The organism is Leucobacter sp. G161 (assembly GCF_001482305.1).
Classification (GTDB): Bacteria; Actinomycetota; Actinomycetes; order Actinomycetales; family Microbacteriaceae; genus Leucobacter.
In genome coordinates this window covers 19,204-37,707 of the sequence record NZ_LOHP01000059.1, presented here as the reverse complement: position 1 = coordinate 37,707, position 18,504 = coordinate 19,204, and the positions used below count along the sequence as shown (strand labels likewise).

22 protein-coding genes and 1 tRNA gene are annotated in these 18,504 nt (G+C 64.2%); 5 read left to right on the top strand and 18 right to left on the bottom strand.

Annotated features, from left to right (window positions below; genetic code table 11):
• Window positions 1–47: 47 nt before the first annotated feature.
• The 7 genes from AUL38_RS07515 to AUL38_RS07490 form a co-directional block, all read right to left on the bottom strand.
• Entirely contained in the window at window positions 48–377 is a 330-nt protein-coding gene (locus tag AUL38_RS07515; RefSeq protein ID WP_059060695.1) for a hypothetical protein, read from the bottom strand.
• 274 nt (window positions 378–651) lie between these two features.
• Entirely contained in the window at window positions 652–1,506 is an 855-nt protein-coding gene (locus AUL38_RS07510) for an AAA family ATPase (protein ID WP_059060692.1), read from the bottom strand.
• The gene (locus AUL38_RS07505) at window positions 1,503–2,399 is read right to left on the bottom strand and encodes a PD-(D/E)XK nuclease-like domain-containing protein (RefSeq protein WP_059060691.1); all 897 of its coding nucleotides are present in this window, start codon (window positions 2,397–2,399) and stop codon (window positions 1,503–1,505) included. The genes AUL38_RS07510 and AUL38_RS07505 overlap by 4 nt, the downstream gene beginning before the upstream one ends.
• Entirely contained in the window at window positions 2,392–2,670 is a 279-nt protein-coding gene (locus AUL38_RS07500) for a hypothetical protein (protein ID WP_059060689.1), read from the bottom strand. Before AUL38_RS07500 ends, AUL38_RS07505 begins: the two co-directional genes overlap by 8 nt.
• Window positions 2,663–2,809, bottom strand: a complete 147-nt coding sequence (locus AUL38_RS17360; RefSeq protein WP_161937418.1) for a hypothetical protein — start codon at window positions 2,807–2,809, stop codon at window positions 2,663–2,665. The genes AUL38_RS07500 and AUL38_RS17360 overlap by 8 nt, the downstream gene beginning before the upstream one ends.
• Window positions 2,806–3,285 (bottom strand): hypothetical protein, encoded by a 480-nt coding sequence (locus tag AUL38_RS07495; protein WP_059060686.1) that lies wholly within the window; start codon window positions 3,283–3,285, stop codon window positions 2,806–2,808. Before AUL38_RS07495 ends, AUL38_RS17360 begins: the two co-directional genes overlap by 4 nt.
• 334 nt (window positions 3,286–3,619) lie before the next feature.
• Window positions 3,620–3,835: a hypothetical protein gene (locus tag AUL38_RS07490; RefSeq protein WP_059060684.1), complete on the bottom strand. Its 216-nt coding sequence runs from the start codon at window positions 3,833–3,835 to the stop codon at window positions 3,620–3,622.
• A 550-nt stretch (window positions 3,836–4,385) separates the two neighbouring features.
• Between AUL38_RS07490 and AUL38_RS07485 the strand changes: the two genes are divergently transcribed.
• A complete protein-coding gene (locus tag AUL38_RS07485) occupies window positions 4,386–5,051 on the top strand; it encodes a hypothetical protein (protein ID WP_059060682.1) in 666 nt (221 codons plus the stop codon).
• Window positions 5,052–5,069: 18 nt separating this feature from the next.
• On the opposite strand, the gene AUL38_RS07480 is transcribed toward AUL38_RS07485, so the two are convergent.
• The 3 genes from AUL38_RS07480 to AUL38_RS07470 are packed head-to-tail and all read right to left on the bottom strand — an operon-like array spanning window position 5,070 to window position 6,372.
• Window positions 5,070–5,864: a Rha family transcriptional regulator gene (locus AUL38_RS07480; protein WP_059060679.1), complete on the bottom strand. Its 795-nt coding sequence runs from the start codon at window positions 5,862–5,864 to the stop codon at window positions 5,070–5,072.
• 11 nt (window positions 5,865–5,875) lie between these two features.
• Window positions 5,876–6,127, bottom strand: a complete 252-nt coding sequence (locus AUL38_RS07475; protein WP_059060677.1) for an AlpA family transcriptional regulator — start codon at window positions 6,125–6,127, stop codon at window positions 5,876–5,878.
• A 2-nt stretch (window positions 6,128–6,129) separates the two neighbouring features.
• Window positions 6,130–6,372, bottom strand: coding sequence for a helix-turn-helix transcriptional regulator (locus tag AUL38_RS07470; RefSeq protein WP_059060675.1), 243 nt, complete (start codon window positions 6,370–6,372; stop codon window positions 6,130–6,132).
• A 134-nt stretch (window positions 6,373–6,506) separates the two neighbouring features.
• Here AUL38_RS07470 and AUL38_RS07465 point away from each other — a divergent pair, with 134 nt between their 5' ends.
• From AUL38_RS07465 to AUL38_RS07455, 3 genes are read left to right on the top strand one after another with little or no spacing between them, the layout of a single operon-like run.
• Window positions 6,507–7,028 (top strand): hypothetical protein, encoded by a 522-nt coding sequence (locus AUL38_RS07465; protein WP_059060673.1) that lies wholly within the window; start codon window positions 6,507–6,509, stop codon window positions 7,026–7,028.
• Window positions 7,029–7,042: 14 nt separating this feature from the next.
• Window positions 7,043–7,447, top strand: a complete 405-nt coding sequence (locus AUL38_RS07460) for an ImmA/IrrE family metallo-endopeptidase (RefSeq protein WP_161937417.1) — start codon at window positions 7,043–7,045, stop codon at window positions 7,445–7,447.
• The gene (locus tag AUL38_RS07455; RefSeq protein ID WP_153006510.1) at window positions 7,447–8,610 is read left to right on the top strand and encodes a tyrosine-type recombinase/integrase; all 1,164 of its coding nucleotides are present in this window, start codon (window positions 7,447–7,449) and stop codon (window positions 8,608–8,610) included. Before AUL38_RS07460 ends, AUL38_RS07455 begins: the two co-directional genes overlap by 1 nt.
• Before the next feature lie 92 nt (window positions 8,611–8,702).
• Here the strand turns inward: AUL38_RS07455 and AUL38_RS07450 are convergent.
• Window positions 8,703–8,786 (bottom strand) — tRNA-Tyr (locus AUL38_RS07450).
• Between the two features lie 93 nt (window positions 8,787–8,879).
• Here AUL38_RS07450 and AUL38_RS07445 point away from each other — a divergent pair.
• Window positions 8,880–9,365 carry a GNAT family N-acetyltransferase gene (locus AUL38_RS07445; protein ID WP_083506694.1) on the top strand — a complete coding sequence of 162 codons (486 nt, stop codon included), beginning with the start codon at window positions 8,880–8,882 and terminating at the stop codon, window positions 9,363–9,365.
• Between the two features lie 2 nt (window positions 9,366–9,367).
• On the opposite strand, the gene AUL38_RS07440 is transcribed toward AUL38_RS07445, so the two are convergent.
• From AUL38_RS07440 to AUL38_RS07410, 7 genes are all read right to left on the bottom strand, one after another.
• A complete protein-coding gene (locus AUL38_RS07440) occupies window positions 9,368–9,964 on the bottom strand; it encodes a hypothetical protein (protein ID WP_153006509.1) in 597 nt (198 codons plus the stop codon).
• A gap of 46 nt (window positions 9,965–10,010) precedes the next feature.
• Window positions 10,011–13,655 carry an aldehyde dehydrogenase family protein gene (locus AUL38_RS07435; protein ID WP_083506693.1) on the bottom strand — a complete coding sequence of 1,215 codons (3,645 nt, stop codon included), beginning with the start codon at window positions 13,653–13,655 and terminating at the stop codon, window positions 10,011–10,013.
• A gap of 99 nt (window positions 13,656–13,754) precedes the next feature.
• A complete protein-coding gene (locus AUL38_RS07430; RefSeq protein WP_153006508.1) occupies window positions 13,755–14,750 on the bottom strand; it encodes an ABC transporter substrate-binding protein in 996 nt (331 codons plus the stop codon).
• Between the two features lie 173 nt (window positions 14,751–14,923).
• On the bottom strand, window positions 14,924–15,715 hold the full coding sequence (locus AUL38_RS07425; RefSeq protein ID WP_059060664.1) for an ABC transporter ATP-binding protein: 792 nt from the start codon (window positions 15,713–15,715) through the stop codon (window positions 14,924–14,926).
• A gap of 2 nt (window positions 15,716–15,717) precedes the next feature.
• Complete coding sequence (locus tag AUL38_RS07420; RefSeq protein WP_059060662.1) at window positions 15,718–16,650, bottom strand: ABC transporter permease; 933 nt, start codon at window positions 16,648–16,650, stop codon at window positions 15,718–15,720.
• Window positions 16,651–16,713: 63 nt separating this feature from the next.
• Window positions 16,714–17,790, bottom strand: a complete 1,077-nt coding sequence (gene hisC, locus AUL38_RS07415) for a histidinol-phosphate transaminase (RefSeq protein ID WP_059060660.1) — start codon at window positions 17,788–17,790, stop codon at window positions 16,714–16,716.
• 77 nt (window positions 17,791–17,867) lie between these two features.
• Entirely contained in the window at window positions 17,868–18,422 is a 555-nt protein-coding gene (locus tag AUL38_RS07410; protein ID WP_059060659.1) for a YbhB/YbcL family Raf kinase inhibitor-like protein, read from the bottom strand.
• Window positions 18,423–18,504 lie beyond the last annotated feature (82 nt).

The window sequence follows — 18,504 nt, the reverse complement described above, 5'->3', positions numbered from 1 at the left end:
CACGCTCCTGCTTGTTGGTGAGCTTCGGGAGCTTCTGACCAGGCGGCCTACTCACGGATCCCCAACGCCTCACGGATCTCAGGACGCAGGACATCGCCAGTGCTTGCCATCAGGGCTTGCTCGCCTTCACCGATGTGCTCCTCTTTTACTGGGGAGCCATGCCACAGCGCGATCAAGTTGGCAATGCGTGCCTGCTCGTTCGCGATGCGCAGCTGTTCAGCGATCTCAAGCTGAGCTTCGAGGCGCGCATCGTCGAGCATGATGATCGCGGCCATGTGCGGCTGAAGTGCTGGGTCGCCGTTCATCGCGCGGACTATCGTGCGTGCCCCACCTTGCAGGCGTCGCGCTTCTGCAGCGTGGTCGATACGGTCACTCACTGGGTTCTCCTTCTTCTGATGGCAGGCCCGCGTCGAGGCGTTCGCGGTCGATAGCGCAGCAGGGCCGCACCTCGACAAAGTGAGTGCGCCGGTACCGTGCGCAGGACATATTCACTCCGTGTGATGAACAGCACGGCTGGTGTGGTTGGTCACTCATGGTGCCTCCGTTACTGGTTGTGTGGTGCACACGCACCGACGAGAAAGGCCCGGTGCTGGTTCAACCCAGCCCGAGCCAGAACATGCGTCGCAGGAGTGCAACGGTTCGAACTTCGACTCACCCATCGACAGGTGCCGCTTCTGTGTACTCAGCCTGCGCAGCGGCCTGCCTGTCGAGCCCCAGTGAGCGCCACAACCAGTCGATGCCCTTCGTATCGAAGTCCTCGATGTTCATCCGCTCCGGGAGCTTGTGAATCACCGACCGGGCACCGGTCAGTGTCGCTTGCCCGCGGGCCGGCATCTCGATAATCGCGTCGACGTCGTATGCCAGGTTCCGCTGCCCCTTGACCTTGTCTTCCTTCACCGCGGTCGGCTGACCGCGATCGTTCATCACCGTGGTGGAGTCCATCCGCGCGGTGATGATCACGGGCCCGTTGTGGGAGCGGAGCGTACGCAGCAGCGCGTTCCACTCCCCCGTGACGTGGTTCCACAGGTCCATACCCACGATGGGTTCCTGGGTCTTCTGGTTGATGGATCCGCGCTGACGGGCCATCCATGTCGCTTTGTCCCGCAACGTGTCCCAAATGACGGTCCCTGAATCCACGATGATGAGGTTCGGCTTCCCGTCCTCTTGTGGCTGGGCAACCGCGGCCCGCGCGAACGCCTGCAGCCCCGCAAGGGTGCCGTCGTACTCCACGATCTCGAAGTCAGCCCCGGGGATCGCCCCGTACTCGTCGGGGTCTTTCTCCCCGAACCCGAGCCACAAGGTGCGCCCGATAAGCGCGGAGCTCGACGCGAGCGCCGCATGGTAGCTCTTGCCCGTCTTCTCGCGGCCGGCGAGAAGGATCACTGGCCACGACGGCAACCCTGACGGCTTCCGCGTCGCAAGCGCGGGCGGCGGGCCCGGCTTTGCAGCCTTCTTGGCCGCCTGAACGGGGCTCTCCTGTGTTTGGTGGTTCAAGATATCGCTCATCGGGATGCATCCATTTCTTCGTTCAATTCGTCTTCGTAGCTATTGACTACCCAGGGCGGCGGCGATGCCGTTTTCACGCCAGGTGGATAGCCAGGCCACACGCCAGATTCGGAGCACTCAAGGAAACGACGTCGAGCACCTCGCGCCCGTTCTAGGCCCATCTCTTTCCAGTACTCATCGAGCTGGATCACATTCACATTGAACGGCGGCACATTCGCCACGACGATGAACACCATGTCCCTCACGTAGTCCAGTCCGATGATTTCGGCGAGGTCAAGATAGTGACCCCACTGCACGTCGTAGCTGCGATCGTCAATCGCCCGAGTGAACCCCTTCAGCGAAGAGTTTTGCGCGGTCTTCAGATCGAGCGCGAGCGGGTGCGCATCCGGTAGGAAATCGAAGCGGCCACGCAAGCGCAGCCCAGTCTCGGGGCACGTGCCAAACATCGAGGCTTCAGCTTGTCCTGCCTGAGCGAGCGCCGGTCCGCAATCTGGATGCAGGCGCACATTGTCAGCCATGACTGTGATCGCCTCTTTCTCGGATTCACTGACAACGATCAGACCAGCAGCTTCCTGTGCGGCTTCCCACGCTTGCGCATCCTTTCCAGTGGACCGGCGACCACTAGGGGTCAGCAGGTCTTCTGGCCACAGCGCCGTGATGTCGCGATCCTCGAGCACCAACGCGTGAGTTGCGGTGCCAATGTCCATCGCCTTGCTGCGCTTAGCGTGGCCCTTGTTGTATTCCCAGTCGTAGTGCGCGGCAGACTCGCGTATCGTCTTCGCCGCTGACGACGAGAACTCAGCGGTGCGGAACTGTTCGAAGTCCCCTTGCCCGTGGTACTCGTCTTCGCTCATGCCGAGCACGAGCCCGTCTCGCTTCATCGGTTCACTCATCGAATGCTCTCTCTTCTCTCATTTGGTCGCCCTCGTAGTCGTTCTCGGCGGGCCACCAGTGCTCGTGGTCAGACGCCGGGAGTTCCGGCGCGGTGTCGGGTTCGGTGTACGGGATCACCTGTGAGGGCCGCGACCGTGCGTACCATCCGCACACGCAGTCGGGGTTGTGTCCGTTGGGGTTATTCGAGTGGCGACATTTCGTCTTGTGTGACGGCGCTGTACCTCCGTAGAGGTTGTCGCCCATCGTGCCGCCGAGCGTGCTCTCACGCATGACCTTCTCCTCGCAGTCGTTTCAGCTCTGAAATAAGAAACCGCCCCCACCGCTGTTTCTCGGACAGCAGCACGTAGGCGGTGACGATGAGGCCCGCAGGAATCGCGACCTCGGGCGGCATGTAGTCAGGCGGCATCATGCGCTGGCCTTGTGCGCCATAGACCCGAGGATGTCGTCTGAGCAACGCCACTCGTACACCTTCTCTGTGACTGTCACCTTTGGGGCGTCCGCGAGGTAGGCGGGGTCAATCTGCACGACTTCCTTCTCGCCCACCTCGACACGCTCACAAAGCGCTTCACCAACCCTCACCACGTATTCGACACCGTGGAGCTCGCCGTGCAGAGTGATGCTGTTGCCGTCCCGGTCGCTGTACGAGCCCGGCATGGAGTCAAGGAATGCGACGATGATGCGCTCACGCTCCTCGCGGAGCTTCGCAAGATGCTTCTCTCCCAACCACGTGTACTTATGATCGGTCGACCACTCATCCAGGTACAGGTACATCCCTCTGCCCTTCACGGTCGGGATGCTGACCGAGTCGAACTTCGCCCCGATACGTTCGAGATGCTTCACGAGTGCATCAGCAGCGATGTATGCGCGATAAAAGTGGGTAGCCATGATGGCTCCTTTCGTTTGGTGTTCGTGTTGGTCCTCTCAGCGGGTGTCGATCCCGCACACGCCCCACAGAATTGGGTGGTTGCTGACGGCCACGAGCGTCTCCCCCATAGGTAGGGGGACGGTCAAATAGCGGGTGTGTATGCGCCGGCATTGAGAGGGTGGTGCGGGTAGTGCCGGATGCGTCGTTCCATCGCACCGCGGCTTGTCTAGGCGATCCCGCATACGCGAGCGTTCCCGTCAGCGGCTACCCGACCGCTCGCCCCAGGGGGGTCTTTCGTGCCGCCGCCAGGTACTGCGCCTGGACAACCGATGGATAGGCTCGGCGGCTGCCGGGCTACGGCTTGAAGATCGCCTTGCCTGCCCACATGAGGGCTTCTTCGAGCTTGGTCAGCGCAAGCGACTGCTCGCGCGACGGCGCGACCAGGTCTTCCAACAGCCACCCAGCTTCAGCAACCGCGTCGCGGATCTTGCGCTGGGCTTCAAGCTGTTCCTCAGTTGGCTTCCCGCCGTCCTGCGCGGTAAGAAATCGTGTCTCGTTGTTCTGGGCCATGTCTTTCCTTCTTCCTTGTTGTTGTGTCGTTCTGTCGTGGCGGTGCCGGGAGTTACACCCGGAGCGCGTGTTACACCGCGCGGCTGCATCCACCGCCTGTGGCCCGTGCTTAGTTCCTCTGCCGTCCTCAGACGCGTTCGACCTCATGGCAGGTGCTTACAGTCATCGCTGACCGCGAGGTAGGTGTGGTGCTGCACGCTCTGCGCCGCAATCACGCCGCCACACCCCTCGTATGCACGGGTAGTCCGTAACCCTTCTCGCCTCAAGCTTCGGGATAGATCAGGGCCACGGTGATACGCAGCAATTCACGGCGTCGCCGGTCATCTACTACTCGCTGGGCCCTGTCTCGGACTATCTCTATGGAGTTATCAAAAAGCGTGTGGAGCGCCCCGTGCGAGACGGTGAATGTCTCGGGGAACCCGGAAGCCTGTTAGGCCGTGCCCTGCCGTTGTGTGTGCCGTAAAGACCAACGGAGGGCTGAAAGTGGGTATGCAGCAGCTCACGTACCGTCGAAACGGCACGACAGCTATGTATTAGCTAGAGTTTGGGAATGACTTTCGGAGAATGGCTTGCATCTCGGGACTGGACCGCTACTGGCACTTGGATTGCAGCGACCATCGCGGCTATCAGCGCATTCGTCACACTCTGGTGGCCCTGGTACACCCGGAAGCAGCCGATCCTGACTGCCGAGCTGACTGCGTTAAGCATGAGCAAGGAACAGATTTCAAAGGCGATCATCGCCTGCAACCTCCAACGCCCAACCCGCTCTTGGAAGATCCGGAATGACGGTGATGGAGTTGCGTTCAATGTCGAAATCAAGACACCTGAGGGGTACGAGGCAAGGTTCCTGAAACTGGAAAAGTCGGACGAAATCACGCTGAGCTCCCGAGAAGCCTCTCTTCACCCAGGGGATGAACGTGTCGTGGTGTTCTACCCGTTGACGACCCAAGAGGTGGTTTCGCCGACACTAGAGACGAAATGGGCAGAGTCACCCATTCGTCTGCGCCAGAATCATAAACGTAAAGACTTCGCCGTTCCGGGCAAACTGCGAGGTATGAGCCCTCTGGGTGCCCAAGAAATGACCTTGGTTCAGCACCAGATAACGCGAGCAGCTGGCCTGTTCGGCTATACATACGGTCAGATGCTTGAGATTCTTGGCTACACGACTGAAGATATTTCACGGGCATTGCGACGGGCTCCAACGACAGGCGAGTGAAGAAGTACACGGTATTGCTCATGCCCCTACCCCTTCAAGCCCGAGCTTCGCCGCGAGTTCTTGTGCATGGAACTGGCGCACATACATCGTCTGCTTCACCTGGCCATTGTGAAGACGCGGAGCGTTGTGCTGCGGGCGAAGATCGAACCATGCCGACGACGCAACTCCTTGCCGCGGCCGCCACTCGTATTCCTTCACCATGCGCTTCTCACTGTTGGACCAGCGCTCACCCAGGAACTTCCGCACCGCAACACGCTTCTCGTGCAGCAGCTCGCGCACCTTCGGCCCTGTCGACCCGAACTGCGACGCGAACACGTCCACCGTCACCGCGTCACTCGTCTGCCCAACAAACCGGTCGACGTACTCGACCTTGGGTTCGTCCACGATGATCTTCTGCGCCAGCTCAGTGTTCTTGTCTACCGTGGCTGCGAGCTCGCGTAGCGCTTCGGAGAACGACTGAGGGAGCGCATGCTGCGGGCTTGCGAGCGCCTGACGCATCGCAAAGAACTGCTTGACCAGCTCCACCTTGAACTCGACCACGACGGGACTGTTCCGCATGAACGTCATCAGCAACGTGGACTGCGGTTCGTTAAGCAACGCGTACATGGTGTCCCCGCCGCCATGCTGGCCCGACATTCTTGGTGCGATTTCAAATCCGACCAAGCCGAACTCCTCGAGCTCTGCTTGCCGGTCGCGAACGATTCGCATAACCGAGGCGTGCTGATTCTCAGTGCGGCCGGCGATGATCAGTGAGGAGACACGAAGTTCTCCGTCCGCATCTTCGATGATGTTGATAGTCTGTACCTCAGACATTGGATGCCCTCCTAGGCGTTGATGTTCTCGCCCGGTGTTAGCGCACCGGGCATTTTTGTTACTTCGGGAAGTCCCAGCCGTTGCCGCCGGATCTCTGCGACTTCAGACGGGACGAAGGCGTTGAGCTTCCCCTGCTTGCGCGGCCTGGGGAACTCGCCCTTTGAAATCTGGTTGGCGAGCGTCCGGGGCGCGATGCCGAGGAACTCTGCCGCCTGCTTCGTTGTCCACGTCGGCTCGTAGCTCGTGCCTGCGAAACCGTTCATGGCTATGCCGCGTCCGCTACAGCGCTGTTGGGCTCGTCCACGGCGACGGCGATCTCGCCGATGCTGTAGCCGAACGTCCGCGCGATCCCGGCAATGAGACGAACGCTGTCCCCTTGGCCCGCCTTTGCGCGGTGCAGCGTAGACGGGGAGACCCCGACAGCGCGGGCGAACAGGTGGTCGTCGTCAATGCCAGACAGAGCTTGTACTCGCTTGAGAGCGTTCGGCCTGAGTGAGATGGTTGCCATCGATCTTCCTTTCCACTTCGGAACGTTTGTTTCGATGTTGAATAGTGAATCACACCGTTGCCATTCGCGCAACCCAAAGTTGAATAACTATTCCAAACTTGACTACTGGCCCCTTCTGTTCCACAATGGAATACATGAGCGACAACACACTTCTCAGCTGGTACGCACGCGTCACCGAAGGCGCGTCAATCAACGAGGTATCCCGCAAGGCAGGCATCCCCGTTGCGACGCTCCACAGGCAGCTCGGCACTGGGAAATTCAGCCCTGACACCTGCGCAAACGTAGGCAGGGCCTTCGGGAACAGTGCAATTGAGGCACTACTCGTGCACGGACTGCTGGTCGCTGACGACCTCGACGGCGTCGTGACCATCGGGACGCTGAATGACGCGACCGATCAAGCGCTATTGGAAGAGATTGGGAGACGCCTCGACCACGTAGCCGAAGGCGAGAGCCCCGTCTTTGACGAACCAGCACCACATGTGGACGATCTTGCGCAGCGCCGAAATGTCAGGGGTGCGGGCGACAATGCCGAGACCCCCGACGACGACCATGTTGGGGAGTCCTGGGAAGTCGCAGATGAGCCCGTCGCGTACGACGGGCTCATGGCAGCAAAGAAGGGCAAGCGTCAGGCGGACGAACTGCCACACGCAGAATGAGCGAAGGGATAGTAATGGAACGACTAATGCTCGTAGCGAAGAAGCTGCGTGTTCGAGTCATTGCTGCGCACTTGCCGGCTGGGGTACTCGGCTTCTACGACAAGGAGAAGGGCATCATCTACTTCGACATCTCGCTCAACAGCGACGAGCGGCGCTGCGTGATTGCACACGAGCTCGGGCACGTATTCCACGGGCATGACTGTGCCACTCAAGGCGCGGAAGATCAAGCAGACGCGTTTGCGGCTCGACTGCTGATCGACCCTGTGCGGTATGCGACAGCAGAGGCGATATCGACAGACCCCGACTTCCTTGCAGACGAGCTTGATGTGACGCGAGACATCGTGCTGGCATTCCAAAAGTATGCGCTCCAGCGCATCGGGTCTCGGACATACGTTCGCGCATCCCAGTTGGTTGCGTAATGGCCAGGCGAGTAACTCCAATCGGAACCTATGGGGAGATCACGACGTTCACCGAGCGCGGAACAAAGTACGCTTCAGCACGGTTCCGGGATTTCGACGGAAAGAGCCGCCGAGTAAAGCGCTCGGGCAGGACATACGAACTGGCCAGAACAGCGCTGCGTGAGGCCCTTGCGGACAGGGCGACACCGAGCGCGGGAAACATCGACCGAGATATGAAGCTCAAGCACCTTCTAGACATTTACGAGGCAGAGCTGCTCGCCTCCGACAAAGCGGACGGAACAAAGCTCAACTATCAGTCCCATATCAACGGCGCGAAAAAGGCTCTGGGGGAAATCCGCTTGCATGAGTGCACGCCAGGGAGGCTCGACACGTTCATCCGCGTCGTTGCGGAGGACAGGCCTGGCTCGGCGCGTATGACAAGGCAGGTGCTTAAGCAGGTCATGTCAATCGCTGTGCTGCACGGGGTGTTCCCGTCCAATCCGATCACCGAGACCCGCACGGTCGCGAGCAAGGTGCCAGACTTCTCTGCGATCGGCAAGGACGATCTGGGCGAGATCCGGGAACTACTGAACGCGTGGGACACGGGCAAGGACAAGCGCGGCGCCGTGCGGAGCGGCAGCCTGCGTGACATTACTGACATGTACATCGCCACTGGGGCCCGCACGTCAGAAGTCCTGGCGCTCACGTTCCCAGATTTCACGATCGAGCCAGCGTTGCGAGAAGGCGACAAGCGCGAACCGGCGACGGTGCGGGTGTGGAAGACCGTTGCCCGGAACATCCAGAACAAGTACGTCATCATGGAGCGCCTCAAGACGGACGGTGGCAAGCGGGAGCTCGAACTGCCGTACGAGGTCGTTCCGATGATCATGCGCAGGCAGATGGAGGCGTACACCGAGCTCGTCTTCCCGTCTTCGACAGGGACTGTCCGGTCGCCTGACAACTTCCGACGCGACTGGCACGCAGCCCTCAAGGGATCACCGTACGAAGGCCTGAAGCCTGGCCTATACCGCAAGAGCGTCGCGACACTGATTGCGCGCACCCTCGGGGAGAAGCAGGCGGCCGATCAGCTCGGGCACGCGGGCCTCGGGAACCTCCGCTACTACGTGGAGCGCACAAAGCGGGGGCCACAAGTGGCTGCGGTGCTGGGTGAACTGTTCGGTTAATAAAGGCCCGTAAAAGGCCCGCAGCCAAAAGGCGGGACGTCCAGAAACACAAAACGCCCGGTCAGATTTAGCATCTGACCGGGCGTTTCTCGTGGTGGCGGGTGAGAGATTCGAACTCACGTAGCTTGCGCGGCTGATTTACAGTCAGCTCCCTTTGGCCGCTCGGGCAACCCGCCTTTGGTCATGCGAACACGACCAGAAAATAACATTACCGGCTCACCGGCGCGAACGGAAATCCACGCGCGGTAAAGTCGTGCCAAGATCGTCATATGCGTTCACTCCCACTGCACTACGCGCTCCACTCGGGGCGTGGAATCGATGCACTCTCACCCCGCACGTTCCATGACATTGCCCGCCTCAGGCAGGAAGTGTTCGTCGTTGAACAGGACTGCGCGTACCTCGATCTCGACGGCCGCGACGCGGAACCGGCGACAACACAGTTTTGGATCGAGCGGCACGACGAGGAGTCACTTCCGAGCGCGCCGACCGTGGCGGCGACGCTGCGCGTGCTCGACGAGGGCGCCCGTGAGCCGGGCCTCCACGCCATCGGCAGGGTCGCAACGGCGGCAGCGCACCGCGGCAATTCGCTCGCAGCAGCGCTCATGGAGGCCGTGGTTGCCGCCTATGGAGACGGCCCGCTTGTCCTCGAAGCTCAGTCACACCTCACTGGCTGGTACGAACGCTTCGGGTTCACGGTGGCCGGCGCCGAGTACCTCGAGGACGGGATCCCGCACACCCCGATGCGGCGCGGCTAGGCTCAGCGTTCGAGCCCCAGCCGCTCCACCCGGTCAAGCCACGCGTCAGCCGTCGAGTCGTCGAAGGGCGCTGATTGCGCTTCGACACGTGCTTCAAGGTCGAGCGCGAGCCGTTCCAGCCGCTCCATGACTGCCTGTGGATACCCGAAGCGGTCGGCGTGCTCGGCCCACTCATCACGATCGTCAACCCGTGTCGTGTGCTCACCGGCACCCTCCATGCGCACAACATCGAGATCCATATCGATGCCCGTGACGAGGTGCGGGTTTGCGTCCCAGCGAATCTCCCATCCGAGATCGATGTACACGCGCATCCCCTTGGGGTGGCCGCGGTTCACGGTGAGCGCGAAGTCGACGCTGTCGAGGCCGGCCTGGGCGAAGCCCGTGCCCGATTCGAGCGAGGGAACGAGCGTCACACTCGGACCGGTCACATTGAGCGTTTTTCCAGGCCGGGCACTCCCCCAGCCGACGGTCTGCCCGACCCAGTCGCCCCATTCGTCGGCGCCCAGGTAGACGCACTCGTGGCGCCAGTGCGGCGAACCGTCCCACTTGCGCCACTGAAACACCATCGGGCTGCCGGGTTCCGGTCGTCGTGTCTGCACGGGCCGAGTCTAGCGAGCGAGCGCTGCAGATCGAATGGATGCCACGCTACTCCAGGAGCGCGTCGAGCCCAGGTGCGAACTCGGCGAGGCCGTGCCGTTCGGCGCGCACCGAAATCGATTGCTCACGCAGCAGTGTGAGCAGCTCGACTGGCCCAGCCATGGTGACGGGCTCTGCCCACAGGGCCGCCCGGTCGAGGCCGCCCATCCACTCGGCAACGCGCACCCGGTCGCCGCCGATGAGCCGAACGCGGGTGGCGGCGGAACCTCGCGGCCCCGTCGGTCCCTCCGCTGCGAGCCGCTCGAGCCAGGCGTCGTCCCGCTCCAGCGACACGTCGATTCCCTGCGATGCGAGCAGCTCGGAGACGCCAGGCGGCAACACCGTGCCCGTCGACACCGCGATCGGCGCACGCACGAGCAGCGCGGCGGCGAGCACCCGCATGAGCCCGCCGAGTGATCCGCCCTCGGCAAGCCGCACATGGACCGTGACCGGCGCCGTCCGCAACGCATTGCGTTCGATCCCCAGGCCGATGCCGTCTTCGGTCGCGCCGAGGTCAGTCTGCCAGGTGAGTTGGTCGGCGAGCGCGGCGCGGCGTAGCTCGTCGAACTCCTCATACGCGAGCGCGGGTTGCGCTGCCTCGATAAGGAGCACGACCTCTGGGGCAAGCCCACGTAGGTGCAGGGTGTCGCTGCGCTGACCAGGCCGGCGCTCCCACGAGCCCTGCGCGACGAGCCAGTGCGGCCCGCCACTGAGGGCCGGCAGCCCCATGATCGCGTCATTCCAGCCCCCGAAGGGCTGGCGTTCGACTCGCGCGGCGCCTGTCGCCCGGTTCACGGAGAGCGCGGCAGCCTCGATCCCGGCGAGCCACGACGTCACCTCACCGCTGTCCCATGACTGGATCCCGGCGACGGCACCACTTCCACCGGCGTTCTGCTGCGCGACGGCGTCCCCGAGCAGCTGCGCCGACCCGAGGCCGATAAGCGGGAGCCCGCGTGCGTCGTCCCAGAACGGCGAGCCCGGCGAGACGCCGAGGCGCACCCCCGGCGTCCAAAGCCGGCCCTCGTCGTCAAGCTGTTGCGGTTGCACGAGCCACTCTTCGCCCTGCCCGAGCTCGGTGAGTGCGGCGAGCCCGGCCGGGCTGGGCGGCTGTGGCAGCGGCCCGACATCGAAAGTGAGCGGATCCTCCCCCATCGGGCGGGTGGAGTCGCCGACGCGCAGGTTTCGCACCGCTTCGGCCAGCGCGGCACGGAACCCACGCGAGCGAGCGACGCTGCTGAGCAGGATGACCGCGTTCGTGCTGCCGAGCGCCGTCTGCGAGCCACGGAACGCGGAGTCGAGGATGTCGGCAATTGCGCGCTCGCGCTCAGCCGAGGGCGTGACGATGATCGAGCCGCGCGCGGTGAAGTGCCCCTCAACGCGCAGGTCGGGTCGACGGCGCGCGAGCTCGCGACCGAGGGAGCGGTTGCCGAGCACGACTGCGCGGTCGACGTGGGGGCTCGCACCGAGGGCCGCGAACGCCTCTCCGCCGGTGACGCTCACCGTACCGACCGCCCCCGGAGTGAGCCCGCCGACCTCCCACTCCTCCACGCAGGCGGCGGCCACCCGGAGCGCCCCAGGCGAGACCGCCCACAGCACCCCTGCGCCGCTGCCGAGCACGGCAAGCACCGCGGCGGCCTGCGCGGCAATGGGAGCGTCCGCATCACCAACGACAAGCACCAGGCGGTCAGGCACGAAGGTCGCCCCGCGCACAACGCGAAGCCCATCGGCGAGCTGGCCAGCATACCTCGCGGAGTCGATCATGAGGTTGACCGCGTTGTCGAGCTCGGTGAATGGTGCACCGGTGCCGGCCGCGAGTTCCGTGATGAGGCGGTCTCGGGCTGCGGCCGTCGCGAGCGCTACCCGCCGCAGCCGCACCGCCCGCCCCTCGTGCCGGAGGTCGGACCAGCGCTGAGCGGCCTCGCGTGCTGCCGCGGCGGCTGATTCCGGATCGAGGTCGGCCTGCGTCAGTGCCACCGTCTCGTCGAGCCGATCATCGCGCATCGCGGTCTCATGCGCCCGCCGAAGCAGCCCGCGCGCCCACTCGCGGTTCGCAGGCAAGCTGCCGTCTGTCGGCGGCTCGTTGGCAAAGCCGGTGCGGGAAACGACCGGGATCGCGTGCGTGGGAGCAACCTCCTCGAGCACCACCTCACCAGTCGCGTCGCGGGCGAGCCCCAAGACGGCAGCCGTGAGCCCGCCCGTATCGTGTGTGGCTGGCTCATCCGGGGCCCGGTAGAAGAGGGCGCTGTCGCGCTCGCTCGGGTCCCACTCCCGCGCGCGCTGCTGCTGGCGGTGGCTGGCGGGTCCGGGCTCGAGGGCGAGTTCGGCGGCTTCCGCAAACGCGTCAGAGCAGAGCTGCGCTGACTCAGGCCCTGCGGCCTCGGCGAGCAGCCCGACGAGATACCCCACCACCTCCCCGTATTCTCCCTTGGGGGTGACCGGCAGCCGCAGCCGCACATCGGGCGCGTTGTCTGCGGCGTCGCCGACGAGCTGCGCCGCGAGCTCAGTGGCGAGCCCACACCGCAGCTGCAGCGCGTAGAGCTTTCCGGAGCCAAGCCTCGCCGCGACCTCGATGACCGCTGCCGCGATGAGTGGATCCTCGGTGGCAATCACTGGCCTGAGCACGGAGGCTCGGCTGGGCTGCAGCGCGACCTCGACCAGCCTGAGCAGCTGGGCGACGCGCTCCGTCGCATCCTCGATGACGGGCACGGGGAGACCGCTGTGGATCGCCGCGACACGCTCAGCGGCGGCAACGTCGGAGAGGCCGATGACGGCCTCGACGGGGGCGCCCCCGTCAGCGACGCGGCGCCGGGCGAAACGGTGGATCGCCGCGTATGCTTCCCAAGACTCGGGCAGTTCAGCGAAGAGCCGGACACCAATACTCAGGCGGTCGAGCTCGGAGCAGCCGAATGCCCGCGTCAGGAGCTCGGTGAGCTGTTTGGCCCACACCGTGTCGCGCGGCTCAATGACGAGCCGCACCCCGTGCTCAAGCGCCGTCTCGAGGATCGGGCGTACCCGCGTCACCGCGAGCGTGAGATCGGATTCGATCGACCACTCGGTCGCGCCAGGAACGAGCCTGGCCGGGTCGAACGCGAGCTCGCGCACCGCCGGGTGCGCTGCGAGGGTGAGCAGCCGCTGCACCTCCGCCTCGCCACCTGCCTCGCCGTAGACCGGGTCGCCGTGGAGCGAAACGAGCACCGAGTGCCCGCGGTCTCGATAGGTTCTGAGGGTCTCCGTGAGTGCCGTGAGGCGGCCGCTGAGCTTCAGCTCGAGCAGCACGTCGGGCATACGGGAGAGGAGATTCTTTCGCGCCGCGGGACGCACGACCCACGGCAGTCCGAGCGAGGCAACCCCACCTGCGCGCAGCAGCAGCCGATCGCGTGTCGGCATGCGCTCGGGAAGTTCGCTCTTGGACACGCCCCTCAGCCCCATGGCCGCGGTGAACGCGTCAGCGGGACCAAACAGGGAATCGATGAGCCTGCGGGTGAAATCAAGGCTGTCGGGGCTCGCAGCGAGATCTCCGAGGAGCGAGCCGCGTGCGCCGCGCTGCGGATCCTCGGCGGCAGCCACCGCAGCTTCCCAGCTGCTCACACGCTGCTCAGCGGCTCCGGTGACAGACCCCCATACCGACGCAGTGTTCGCCCGATTGTCTCCCATGGATTCACTCTAAGGCGGACGGCTAGCGAAACCCCGTGAACACGCGAGAGCCCCGCACACCGTTCGGTGTGCGGGGCTCTCGTCATACAGCAGGAGGAACTACTCGACCTTCTCCGCTTCAGCGAGGATCGCCTCGGGGATCGTCACGCCCATGCGCTCCGCAGCCCCCTCGTTCACGACGTAGGCGAACTCCTTCGACACCTCGACGGGCATGGTCGCCGTGTCAGCGCCCTCAAGCACCTTCAGCGCCATCTCGCCGGTCTGGTAGCCGAGCTTCGTGTAGTCGATACCGAGCGTGATGACCGCCCCGCCCTCGACGGTGCCCGACTCTGCGCCGATCACAGGGATCTTCTTGTCCTCAGCCACCTGGACGAGCGACGCAATGCCAGCAACGACCATGTTGTCGGTCGGCACGTAGATTGCGTCAACGTCGCCGAGCGCCTCGGTCGCGGCAGCGATGTCGTTGCCAGTGGTCACGGTCTTCGTGACAACCTCAAGTCCGAGCGGCTTCGCAGCCTCGGTAGCCGCGTCAACCTGCACCTGCGAGTTGACCTCACCGGAGGCGTAGACGATGCCGACCTTCTTAGCGTCGGGCACGATTTCCTGGAGCAGCGCGAGCTGCTCATCGATCGGAGCAAGGTCACTCGTCCCGGTGACGTTGCCGCCCGGCGCCTCGTTCGAATCCACGAGCTGCCCTTCGACTGCGTCGGTGACGGCGGTGAAGAGAATGGGCACATCGGTGATTGCCTGCGCCGCGGTCTGCGCCGAGGGGGTCGCAACAGCGAGCACGAGGTCGAGACCCGCGGTGCCGAAGCCCTGTGCGATGGTCACCGCGTTGGCCTGGTCACCGCTCGCGTTCTGCTCGTCCCACTCCACTTCGACGCCTGCGTCGGCGAAAGCGTCCTTGAATCCAGCGGTCGCAGCGTCAAGAGCGGGGTGCTGCACGAACTGGCTAATGCCGATCTTGTACGAGGTCTTCGCCTCGTCTCCCGCGTCGGTTGCTGCCGGAGTGGAGGAGCAGGCGCTCAGGGTGAGCGCGGCAACTGCGATGCCGGCAAGCGCGATGCCTGAACGGCGGAACGAGGTCATTCGCATAGCAAAACGGTCCTTCGTGAGTGTGCCACTGCAACACCGCAGCGGCCGGGGAAAACGGAACAGGGATGAGCCGTTTCCAGCATCGTACCCCGATGGCCCCCGCCCAGATCCCGGTTCAGAACCGAACAGTTACGGAAACGAGACGGGGCCGAGCGAGCGGAGCGCGGTGCTGGTTAGGCGAGCAGGGCGCGGTCGTCGAACGTGGCGCCCTTGATCTTCGCGAACTCTGCGAGCAGCATCGGCACGGTGAGCGCGGCCTTCTCGGCTGCGTTCGCCTCAAACACAATCCGGCCCTCGTGCATCATGATGAGCCGGTTGCCGAGCTTGATCGCCTGCTCCATGTTGTGCGTCACCATGAGCGTCGTGAGATTACCGTCGGTGACGATTCGCTCGGTGAGGTCGGTGACGAGCGCGGCACGCTGCGGGTCGAGAGCGGCAGTGTGCTCGTCGAGGAGCAGAATGCGCGGCTCGGTGAAGCCCGCCATGAGGAGCGACAGCGCCTGCCGTTGCCCACCCGAGAGCAGGCCGACCTTCGCGGTCAAGCGATCTTCGAGGCCGAGCTCGAGCGATTCAAGCTCGCGCGCGAACAGCTCACGACGTGCCTTCGTGATGCCGCGGCGCAGCCCGCGACGCCTCCCTCGCTGCAGCGCGAGGGCGAGGTTCTGCTCGATCGTCAGATCGGGAGCCGTGCCGGCCATGGGATCCTGGAAGACGCGGCCAACGAACCGGGCTCGCTTGAACTCCTTGAGCTTCGCAACTGAGGTGCCGTCGATGGTGATGTCGCCCGAATCGATCGGGTAGCGACCCGAGATCGTGTTGAGCAGGGTCGACTTGCCTGCGCCGTTCGACCCGATGACGGTCACGAAATCGCCCTCGGCGAGTTCGAGGCTCACGTCAACGAGGGCGCGCCGCTCGTTAACGGTGCCGGCGAAGAACGTCTTGGAGATCTTGTTGATGCTCAGCACGATTACGCCCCCTTCGTTGCGGCTTCGGCCGGCTGTGTCGTGACGTCAGATCGCTTGTTTCCGCGGGTTCGCAGTGACGGGATCTTCTTGAGGAACCCCCAGCGCGGCAGCAGCAACGCAGCAATGACGAGCAGCGCCGTCATGAGCTTCATGTCGTCCTGGTTGAAGCCGATGCGGAGCGCACCGAAGATGATGATGCGGTACAGCACCGCGCCGACGACCACAGCGAGCGTGGCGAGCCAGATCCACCGCTGGCCGAGGAGCGCCTGCCCGAGGATCACCGATGCGAGTCCGACGAGGATCACGCCGATGCCCATGCTGATGTCGGCGACACCGTTGTACTGTGCGATGAGCGCCCCGGCAAGCCCCACCAGGCCGTTCGAGATCGAGAGGGTGAGGATCTTCATGCCGTCGGTGTTCACGCCGAAGCTGCGGATCATCTGCTCGTTGTTGCCAGTCGCCTGGATCGCGAGCCCGACATCGGTCGACAGGAACCAGTCGACAAGCAGTTTGATGACGAGCACGACCGCAAGGAAGATGAGGACCACGAACCAGGTCTTGCCCATCCAGCCGGCCTCGCGGAGCGGGCTGATGAGCGTGTCCTCGCGCAAGAACGGCAGGTTCGACTTCCCCATAATCCGCAGGTTGATCGACCACAGCGCGATCATCGTGAGGATGCCAGCAAGCAGGCCATCGATCTTGCCCTTCGTGTGCAAGATCCCGGTAATCGCGCCGGCGATCATCCCGGTCGCACCCCCGGCGAGCGTCGCGAGCAGCGGGCTCTGCCCCGCGTGAATCAGCGCAGCGGCTGTCGCAGCGCCGGTCGTCAGGCTTCCGTCGACCGTGAGGTCTGGAAAGTTGAGCACGCGGAACGTGAGATATACCCCGAGGGCGAAAATGCCGTAGAGAAGTCCAACTTCAATTGCGCCAATCACGTCGCGCCTCCTGCTGTGTAGTGTTCATGCTCGTCTGCTCCGGCTCCAATGCCGTGAGTAGTCTCAGAGCAGCGCTGCCGCTGCTTCCGAGACCTCGATCACCGCGTCATTCTCATGTCGCGCACCGACGGAGATGCGAATCCCATCGCCTGGGAAGCAGCGTACCGAAACTCCGCGCTCCGCATAGACACTCGCGAGCGCGTCGCTTGCTTCGCCAGCCGGGATCCACACAAAGTTCGCCTGCGAGTCGATAACGGGAAGCCCCGCCGCACGAAGCGCGGTCGTCAGACGCGCGCGCTCGTCGACGAGCGTGTCGACGCGCTCCTGGAGCTCGCTCTCGGCGGCGAGAGAGGCGACGCCGCCAGCCTGGGCGAGCGCGCTAAGTCCGAACGGCACTGCCGCCTTGCGCAGCGCATCCGCGACCTCGGGCGGCGCGACCGCGTAGCCGAGCCGCAGCCCGGCCAGTCCATACGCCTTCGAGAAGGTGTGCAGCACGGCGACGTTCGTGAAGCGCTTGAAGAAGTCGAGGCCGACCGCAGAATCCGTGTCCACGTTGAAGTGCACGTACGCCTCGTCGAGCACGACGAGCACGTGGTCGGGCACCCGCGCCAGGAAAGCCTCCACCTCGGCCTGTGTCACGACGGTGCCAGTCGGGTTGTTCGGGTTGCACACGAAGATGAGCTTCGTGCGCTCGGTGATCGCATCGGCCATCGCTGGCAGGTCGTGATTGCCGTCAGCGTCGAGCGCCACCTGCACTGGCGTCGCGCCAGCGAGCTGCACGAGGATCGGGTAGGCCTCGAATGAGCGCCACGCGTACATGACCTCGTCACCAGCGCCGGCGAGGGCGTGGATGAGCTGGCTCGCAACCTCGACGGAGCCAGCGCCGAACGCGAGGTTCTCAGGCTCAACCCCGAGGCGAGCGGCCAGTGCCGCAGTGAGCTCGGGTGCCGCGATGCTCGGGTAGCGGTTCACCGAGGTCGGGAGCGCTGCGGCGAGCGCTTCAAGTACCGACGGGAGCGGATCGTAGGGGTTCTCGTTTGAGGAGAGCTTCGCGCTGAGGCCGTCTGGGCCGAGCTTCGCTGACTTTCCTGCACGGTAGGAGGGAATACGCTCGAACCCGGAACGGATCGACACTGACATGAGGGGTCTCGCTTTCGATGAGGCTGGGTCAATCCTACGCACCGCGCGCGCCGCCTCACGACAGGAGTGTGTTTTGGCTAGGCCGCCCCACCGAATTCGCCGGTTGCGACGATGATCGCGCGAGCGAGCACCGCATCCCGCATCATGAATCCGAGTACAGCCGGGGTGGCCTGCGGATCAACGTCGATGTGCGCCACGTCGAGGGCGTGCACGACGAACCAGTAGTGGTGGACGCCAGTGCCCTCTGGCGGGCCAGCGCCGACGAACGCGGGCTCGCGCTGTTCGTTCGGCATCATGATCGCACCCGCGGGCAAGAGTGCGCCGCCTGGGGCACCCGCGCCCGCCGGCAGGTCGGTGACGCTCGCGGGAATGTTCGCGACTGCCCAGTGCCAGAACCCCGATCCGGTTGGAGCGTCGGGGTCGAAGCAGGTTACGACGAAACTCTTCGTTTCGGCGGGGAACTCCGACCAGCTGAGCTGTGGGGAACGGTTCGAGCCGCCAGCCCCTTCGCCGTAGAGTTCGGCTGGAAGTGGTTCACCGTCTTGGATGTCGGTGCTCGTGAGAACGAACCCTGGCTTCTCCGGCATCCCGGCGTACGGGTTCAATGCGCCGCGACTCGGATGACTTGTCATGCTCGCTACGCTACCTGGGAACAGGCGTTCTGGGTAGCGCACACCCGGTAGACTGGGGGAACTAGCAGCGACGCAGCAGTGA